The sequence below is a fragment of the Pseudomonas sp. 05N434 genome (genome assembly GCF_056396965.1).
In genome coordinates this window covers 1-8,719 of record NZ_JBFTMK010000166.1, presented here as the reverse complement: position 1 = coordinate 8,719, position 8,719 = coordinate 1, and the positions used below count along the sequence as shown (strand labels likewise).

3 protein-coding genes are annotated in these 8,719 nt (G+C 59.7%); 2 read left to right on the top strand and 1 reads right to left on the bottom strand.

Annotated features, from left to right (window positions below):
* A partial coding sequence (locus AC1DLB_RS12910) for a transglycosylase domain-containing protein (protein WP_477785084.1) occupies positions 1–2,479 on the top strand: 2,479 nt, incomplete at its 5' end.
* Positions 2,480–2,741: 262 nt separating this feature from the next.
* On the top strand, positions 2,742–7,694 hold the full coding sequence (locus tag AC1DLB_RS12905; RefSeq protein WP_477744516.1) for an NEL-type E3 ubiquitin ligase domain-containing protein: 4,953 nt from the start codon (positions 2,742–2,744) through the stop codon (positions 7,692–7,694).
* A 51-nt stretch (positions 7,695–7,745) separates the two neighbouring features.
* Here AC1DLB_RS12905 and AC1DLB_RS12900 read toward each other — a convergent pair.
* On the bottom strand, positions 7,746–8,719 hold a 974-nt coding region (locus AC1DLB_RS12900; protein ID WP_477785083.1), incomplete at its 5' end, for a hypothetical protein.

Below are 8,719 nucleotides of genomic sequence, written 5' to 3'. Positions count from 1 at the left end.
GTCCCAGGTAGCCAAGCTGTTGCGCCTGCCCGGCCAATCGGCGGGCGGCAGTACGCTGGCGACACAGCTTGAGAAATATCGACACTCGCCCGACGGCTTGACCGTGTCGGGCGCGGAAAAAATCCGCCAAATGATTTCCGCCAGCGTGCGGGCCTATCAGACGGGGCCGGAAACCCTTCAGGTACGGCAAAATGTGATTCGCGATTACCTCAACAGTGTTCCGCTGTCCGCGGTGCCGGGCCACGGTGAAGTGCACGGCATGGCCGAAGGTTTGCGTGTGTGGTACGGCGCCGACTTCAACAAGGCCAACGAACGGCTGGCCAGCACCGACACCGATCAGAAAAGCCTGGCGGAGAAAGGCCTGGCCCTGCGTGAAATGCTGTCGCTGATGATTGCTCAACGCCGCCCTTCCCACTACTTGACCAAGGGCCGCGATGAATTGGCCAGCCTGACCGACAGCCATATTCGCCTGCTGTCACAAAATGGGGTGATCGATGCACCGCTCGCGGCGGCAGCACTGGCAAGCCAAGTGACCTACCGCGACTGGCAGACCCAACCCACCATCCAACCGATCGAAACCAACAAAGGCATCAGTGTCGCGCGCAGTCGCCTGGGCAGTTTGCTCAACCGGCCGCTGTATGACCTCGACCGCCTCGACCTTTCCGCCACCAGCACCCTGCAAGGCGAGCTGCAAACCCAGGCCACCGCATACCTCAAGCATCTGGCCGACCCAGCCTATGCAGCGGAAATCGGCCTGATCGGCGAACGCCTGCTCACCCCCACCAGCACCACGCAGGTGCGCTACAGCTTCACCCTGTTCGAACTGACCCCGGACGGCTCGCGGGTAAGGGTGCAGACCGACAGCACCGACCAACCGTTCGACATCAATGAAGGCAGCAAGCTGGAACTGGGCTCCACCGCAAAAATGCGTGTGCTCACCACTTACCTGCAGATCATCTCCGAATTGCACGATCGCTACGCAGGCATGACCGTTGCCGAACTGAAGAAAACCGAAGTCGCCGAACAGGATCGCCTGAGCAGCTGGGCCGTCGATTACATGATTCAGAACACCGACCGCAGCCTGCCAAAAATGCTCGGCGCCGCACTGGATCGCAAATATTCGGCCAGCCCCGGCGAGGCGTTTTTCACCGGTGGCGGGCTGCACACGTTCGTTAACTTCCGCAAGGAGGACAACGGCCGCATGCCGTCCCTGCGCGATGCCATTCGTGAGTCGATCAACCTGCCGTTCATCCGGCTGATGCGCGACCTGGTGCGCTACAGCACCTACGCAGGCCCCAACAGCAGCGCCGAATTGCTCAAGGACGACCGCGACCCGCGGCGTCAGGAATACCTGGCCCAGTTTGCCGACCGTGAAGGCACCGCATTCCTGCTGCGGTTCTGGAAGAAGTACCAGAACAAAGACACCCAGACCCGCCTCGAGACCTTCCTCGACAGCATGCACCCGACACCGATCCGCATGGCTGCCGTGCATCGCTATCTATTCCCGCAGGCCGACCAGGAGAGCTTCAACACCTTCGTGCGCTCACACCTCAAGGGCGCCAAGCTCACGGAAAAACTCACCGACGAACGCCTCGAACGCCTGTACCTGAGTTACGGCCCGGGCAGCTACGACCTGCCGGATCAGGGCTTCATCGCCAAGGTCCACCCGCTGGATCTGTGGCTGATGGGCTACTTGCTGAACAACCCCGACGCCAAGTTCAGCCAGATCGTCAAAGCCAGCGAATTCGAACGCCAGGAGGTTTACAGCTGGCTGTTCAAAAGCAAACACAAGGGCGCCCGTGACAGCCGCATCCGCACGATGCTGGAGATCGAGGCGTTCCTCGACATTCATCAACGCTGGCAGAAAGTCGGCTATCCGTTCGACCACCTGGTGCCCTCGCTGGCCACCGCCATCGGCAGCTCCGGCGACCGACCCGCCGCGCTGGCGGAGCTGATCGGCACCATCCTCAACGACGGTGTACGCCTGCCGACGCTGCGTATCGACAGCCTGCACTTCGCGGCCGGTACGCCCTATGAAACCCAACTGATCAACAATCCGGTCGTCGGCAAACGCGTAATGCCTTCCGAGGTGGCAACCGCCATGCGCGAGGCCTTGTCGCAAGTGGTGGATGCCGGCACGGCCAAACGCGTGGCAGGCAGTTTCAAACTGGCCAACGGCACCCCGCTGGCCATGGGCGGCAAAACCGGGACCGGCGACAACCGCATCGAAGCCATCGGTCCGGGAGGGCGGATTCTGAGCTCGAAATCGATCAACCGCACCGCAACATTCGTGTTCTACATCGGCGATAGCCATTTCGGCACCTTGACCGCCTACGTGCCGGGGCGCTCGGCCGAAGCCTTCAAATTTACCTCGGCGTTGCCCGTGCAAGTGCTCAAGGGCATGGCGCCCATCCTGATGCCATATCTGCAACCGGGGAGTGGCACCGGATGTTTGCCCGTGGAGGTCTCCCGCCGCTGACCGGGTGGTAAATAGTTATTTTCGGCATGGAAAATTCCAATGCTTTCGGCACTCTCCACAGGTGTTCCGCGCAGTAATTCAGACTTTTACTTTGAGCGACGAAGGATAGGCTGTTGCCTTCCATAACTGCTCAAGGCTGATAAAAACAATGTCAGATTTACAAGGACGTAAAACTGCCCGCCCAGGAGGGGCAGACGACGATAAGGGCCGTCACTACGCTTTCATCCAGAGTCGAATTCACCCGACATTCAAGGATGCTTCGTTGCGCAGGGCGCGGGAACTGAGCCTCACACAAACCCGTTCCGGACAATGGATCAGGACCGCCACTCAATCTGCTCACACACAGTTACAAGATGCCAACCTTGAACTCTGGTCTGCCCAGAACAAGGTGGATCGGTTTCTCGAAGAGTTACAAAACGTTGATGACTTCGCTGAACCCTTGCTCACCGATGCATTGATGAAACAGTACGGGGTCGATGTCGATGTCAGAACCACTTACTTGCATCTTTACTTACCCAAGGAACGCCCCTGGTATGCCATCGACGTCACAGGCGGCGTCGTCACCCGAACCGTCTCCCTGCTGAACGCTGCCCTGCACAACTTCGCACGCAGCGAAACCTGCGAGCCGGATTCCGACTTCATCAGCCAGCCCGATGAGCGCGGTCTGTTCGACGTCCTGCCGGTCAAACGCAAAATGTCCATTGCACAGTTCCAGACCCTGTGTCGTGAGCTGGACATTGGCGCGCGCTATGCCCGATACCTTGAAGACCGCTTGCTACCCGGCGATGCCGTCGCCAGGCGTTTTCTGCAACTCAAAATCATCGACAGCGAGAAAGCTGCCTTCAAGGCAGCCGTTCAACAAGCGCTGATGACCGGCGACATTGATGCCGACGCGAGCGACCTGATCCTGAAGATGCTCGATGGCCAGCGCAACCTCACCCGCAAGGGCCGGGTGATGCATTTCGCTGAACTGTCCATTCTGGACAGCCGGCTGGCCGGGATCGTATTGATCACACCGGACCTGTACCGCGAGCACAGGCGAGAGGTCGTGCCGATATTCGCGTATGTCCCGCAAGACCCTGAACATCCGTTGAAAGAGTACCCCTCAACGGTCGCCTTCATGAATGAGCTGACTCGCCAGCTGCGGGACAACCCGCTCATCTCGTCCACTGGAATGACTTATCGCCAGTTCTTCAGCCGGTTCGTCGATCAGCCGGAGAGAGGGCATTTTTTCGGCGGGTTGCAGCAGCGTCTGTTCGAGGTGAAATGGCATCAGAAAGATCCGCTGGATCCAGGGCCCAGCTGGCGGGAAGTGCCGGTCGAGCAGCCCAATCTTCGTTTCAGCGCCACACCGATCCGCGGCGAATTCTGGAAATACCGCTTTGAGCAGAAGCTGAACAAAATCCTCAATGACGCCCGACACATCGCCGTGTCCACCGCCGACACCGATCGCAATGCCCGATGGGCCTGGTGGGAGAATTTCAAGAAAATAGTCTCGGACATCTTCAACGTCGCCCTGATGGTCGTCACACCGTTCGTGCCGGGGTTGGGGGAATTGATGATGGCCTACACCGCCTATCAGATCGCCAACGATGTCATCGAAGGCTTCGTCGACATGACGTTGGGGCTGTGGAACGAAGCCGTCGAGCACATCGTGGGTGTGGTGGAAGATGCCATTCAACTGGCGGCGTTCGCCGCCGGGGCAAACATTGGCGAGGTCGTGCGTCTGAAACTCTCGCCACTGATCGAAGGCATGAAACCGGTCACGCTGCCCAATGGCGAGCCACGCCTGTGGCATCCCGATCTGCGGCCTTACGAACTGCCGGATGTGAAGCTGTCGGCCGACTCCGGTCCTGACGAACTGGGCCTGCATACCCACCAGGGCCAGGACATCCTGCCGCTGGATGACACCCAATTCGCCGTGCAGAAAGACCCGCAAACCGGCAACTACCGCGTCAAGCATCCACACCGCGCCAATGCGTATTCACCCGAGTTGCGACACAACGGCCTCGGCGCCTGGACTCACGAAGGCGAAAACCCGCGAGCATGGAGTACGCCGAAACTGCTGCGCCGTCTCGGCCACACCGTCGACGGTCTGACCGACGCGGATCTCGAACACGTGCGCATTGCCAGCGGCACCGACGACGGCGCACTGCGCCGGATGTACATCGACAACACGGCTGCGCCACCGCTACTGGACGACAGCCTCGAACGCCTGCACCTCCAGCGCCAGGCCCGGAACGGCATTGAACGGATTCGCACAGGGCTGGCGCTGGATCCGTCCTCCTACTGGTTTGAACCGCTGGCGACCTACCTGGACGGCTGGCCTGCGGATAAATCGCTGAAGGTTTATCACAACGACGACCTGACCGGTCCCTTTCGCCAGTACGGCAATCCCGAGGCAACGGCGGGGCAGACGCTGGCCACCAGCCTGTCGCACCTGTTGAGCGACCAGTTTGCGCCAAGCCTCGTCAACTTCCTCGATGAAGCGGAACTGCAAGCAGTACTCGGCCGGCCAATGGCGAAAAGCGAACAGGTGCAAGCGCTGCGCGATCGGCTGGCGGACGAAGCCAATCGCCTGCTTCCAGACATCGTCAATCAGCTGTACCAAGGTGCACAAGCATCGGACGATCCCCGGGTCAGGCTCGTGCGCCATGAGTTTGCACAGCTGCCGTCCCGTGCGGTGAAGACCCTGCTGAGCCGTGCCGACAGCCCTGACCTCAAGCGAATGGAACAAGAGCAGCGCCTGCCTTTGAACATCAAGATCCGCGCCCGTGAAGCGGACTTCGAAGTCCGGGCAAACCATGCCTATGAAGGGTTCTACGACGATGCGCAGTGGGTGCCGGAAACCGAAAGCCTGTTGCTCAATGCGCTCAGGATTCATTCCGACACGTTCAATGAGTTACGCATCGAAGTACGCGAAGGCAGCGATGCCGGCCCCCTGCGCTGCAGCGTGGGTACGCAGGACGCGTCGACCGTCCGGATACTGGTCCGGGATGAGGTGAACCGCTTCGAAGTCTGGGACGCGCAAAACCACAAATTGCGGGAAGCCGCCGATTTTTTCGAAGCGGTGCTCAACGCCTTGCCGAAAAACAAACAGACGCAATTGGGTTATCGACCCGGCCAGGGCCGTTTTTTCAAACAATGGGTCATGGTCAAGACCCAGACACCTGCCGAACGCCGCACCGTGCTCCTCGCGCCACCAATCCGTCCGCGGGCGGATCACGAAGACATGATGCTGTTGCGCGGCCCTGGCTTGTCCACCCGCAAAGCCACCCTCACGGAAAGGGTGCGGGACCTCTACCCCCACTTCAACGAACGAGAAGCCGATACCTTTGTGCGATCCCTTGGCTCGCCGGAACAAGGGCATCAGACCCTGACACGACTGGACCGCGAACTGCATGATCTTGAGGTGCTGCTCAATAAATGGCGATATCGGCAACCTGATAGCTGGGGTCCGGATCGCCAAGGGTTCGTCCGCGGTGGCGGGCTGCACATCAGCGAACGGCTCATCGATTGTTTCAGGAGAAAGCCCACCGTATTCGGCGAGCGCAGCACCACTTCCGATGGCGGCTATGCACTGGACCTTTCCACGGAAATCGACGCTGTCGACCTCAAGCGTTGGTGGAAGGAACTGCCGGACATCAAGCACTACCTCGATCAGATCACCACGTTGAACCTGGACCGCACGACGTTCTCCCAGAAAGCCTCCGGCCTGTTGAAAGACTTCCCCCACCTGCGGCAACTGAGCGCCCGCGGTTGCGGCTTGACGCAGTTGCCCGACAGCATCGGCAAAATGCATTACCTGCGCACGCTACGCCTGATGAACAACGACATCAGGCTGACGCCGGCGTCGGTCGAGCAGCTGCGAAACCTGACCCGTATCGAAACACTCAGGCTCGATGACAACCCAAGGCTGGGGATGCTGCCGAACGTTGAGCGCATGCCCAGGCTCAGCATCCTGAGTCTGAGCAACACGGGGGCCACCACGTGGCCCGACGGGCTCTTTGCGCCCAACAAGCGTCGGCCTCGAGGATTTTTTCTGGATCTGCAGGAAAACCCGATCAGGATCATTCCCACCGTCGTGCCCGGCTCTGACGATGCGTTTATCGTGGCGCGGACCCGCCTGTTCGAAATGAACCTGTCTCAGGCCAATGTCGTCAAGTTCCAGGCGTATCGACGCTCGGTCGGCATCTCGCCCACACAGGTCTATACCGACGCCGCCACCGACGCGATGGCCCAATGGCCGATGAAGGATGACTCGGAGTGGTGGAGTGCCGAAGTCTCCGGGTTGGGGACCTTCCGCCAGGAAGCCTGGCACGACCTGATGTCCGAGCCTGGCTCTGAAGGGTTTTTCGCCTTGATCCAGAAACAGACCACCTCGGCCGATTACCGGGCCGGCGGTGAATTGCGTAATCAACTGAGCAGCCGGGTATGGCGAATGGTCGAAGCCGTCGACCTGGACAGCGAGTTGCGCGCCGATCTGTTCGAAATGGCAACGTCGCCCACGACCTGCGCCGATGCGGGAGCCCAGATGTTCAACCACATGGGCATCAAGGTGCTTGCCTCCGAAGCCTATGCCTTGTCGACATCGGGCGCCATGCTGGAAAGCAGGTTGGTCAGGTTGGCAAAAGGGGCGGCCCGTCTTGCGCGGGTGGAAGATATTGCACGGGCCGATTTCGCCAAACGTCCGGGCGGCGACGAAATTGAAGTGTACCTCGCCTATGAGAGCGGCCTGGCGCAACGTCTCGATTTGCCGTGGCAATCGACATTGTTGCGGTATCCCGAATTGGCCAGGGTGAACGCTGAAATGCTCGACACGGCGTTCGACACGGTAATGTCGATGGAAGCCGGCGACGGGTTGGTCAATGGAATGATCGAACAGCCGTACTGGGAGAAATACCTGCGTGACACCTATCCCGCGGAGTTCCGGCGCAATGCCCGGATGTATGAACACAGGACCGACCTGCTGGATGAACTGCGCGAGGCCCAACGCGCCTGGGCCGGTTCCAAAGAGCAGTTGATTGTGCAACGACGCGCGCTCAAGCAGCGGTTACTCGACCTTGCCAGTCAACTCAACGTCCCGGAAAGCCTTGTGCTCACCGGCGAGGAAATGACGGACGAGGTCTATGGCGGTTTGCTCAACGACATCGGCTACGAGGAAAAACAGCTGAGCCGTCGGTTGACCCGAGCGGCGCTGCAAAACGCCGGATAATCAGCCCCCGCCCTGAAGGCGATCATGCCTTCAGGGCGTCTTCCACTGTTATCACACTTCGGAGTCCCATATCACGGTGATGTTTCCGGAGTATCTGGACGACACCCCGGGCTGGATCATGTACTCCACATAATTGGGTGCAATCTCGAAATGCAGGGTACCTGGCGCGCGATCCACGTAGAAACCGGGTTGGAATTTCTGGGCATTTGCCTGCCCGACATGCAAAGGACGCCGCGTGACCGGTTGCCCGAAGATATCCGTCAAACCGTTGGGCAAGGTGACGCTCAGTTTCACCACGGCAGGTCGCTTCGAAACGGGGTCGAGAATCATGCAATCGGTTAATCCGGTGATTTGACACTGAAGCTGCATCTTGAAACGGCTGGACGAAGAAATGTTGAAGGTTTGATCACGAAACAACCGGGTCGGTTTTCGCCCCTGGGTCAGCCAGGCCTGCCATCCCCCTGACGGAACGAGTTCCACTTGATTGCCGCCTGGGGGAATATCCACCTTCAAGGTGTGCTCGACATTCAACGTGAAGTTGAGGGTGATCAAATCGTCGTCAGGCAACATGACATCGCCCATGTCGAAATCCTGATGCGGCCCGACGGTGTAGTTCAGCACGCCACGATAGGTGCCTGCCGACATCTTGAGCGGGTTGGGCGTGGCCAGCTCGTAGCTGAACCCCGTGTTTTCATAAGCGAACTGGTAGTCCTGGGTAATGTCCTTTTGTGCCTGCTTGGCACACACACCCGCATTGGCCGGCACTCGCCAGAAGAACGCATAGTACAAGGCAGTGCCATAACCCACCCCGCCATATCCACAAGGGGGAGGCGCATTGACCCAGGTACTTTGCCAGACCCCTGTGGGCAGAGGCGTCTTGATCGTGTAAGCGGCCCCGATCCCGTTCACGCGCATCCTGAGCGTCTCGGACTCTCCGGTCACGTCGTGCACCACCGTGACGTCTCGCCAGGATGAAGGAACCCGGAACATCGCGCCCCGACGTTGCTCATGCAGCGCCGGTATAT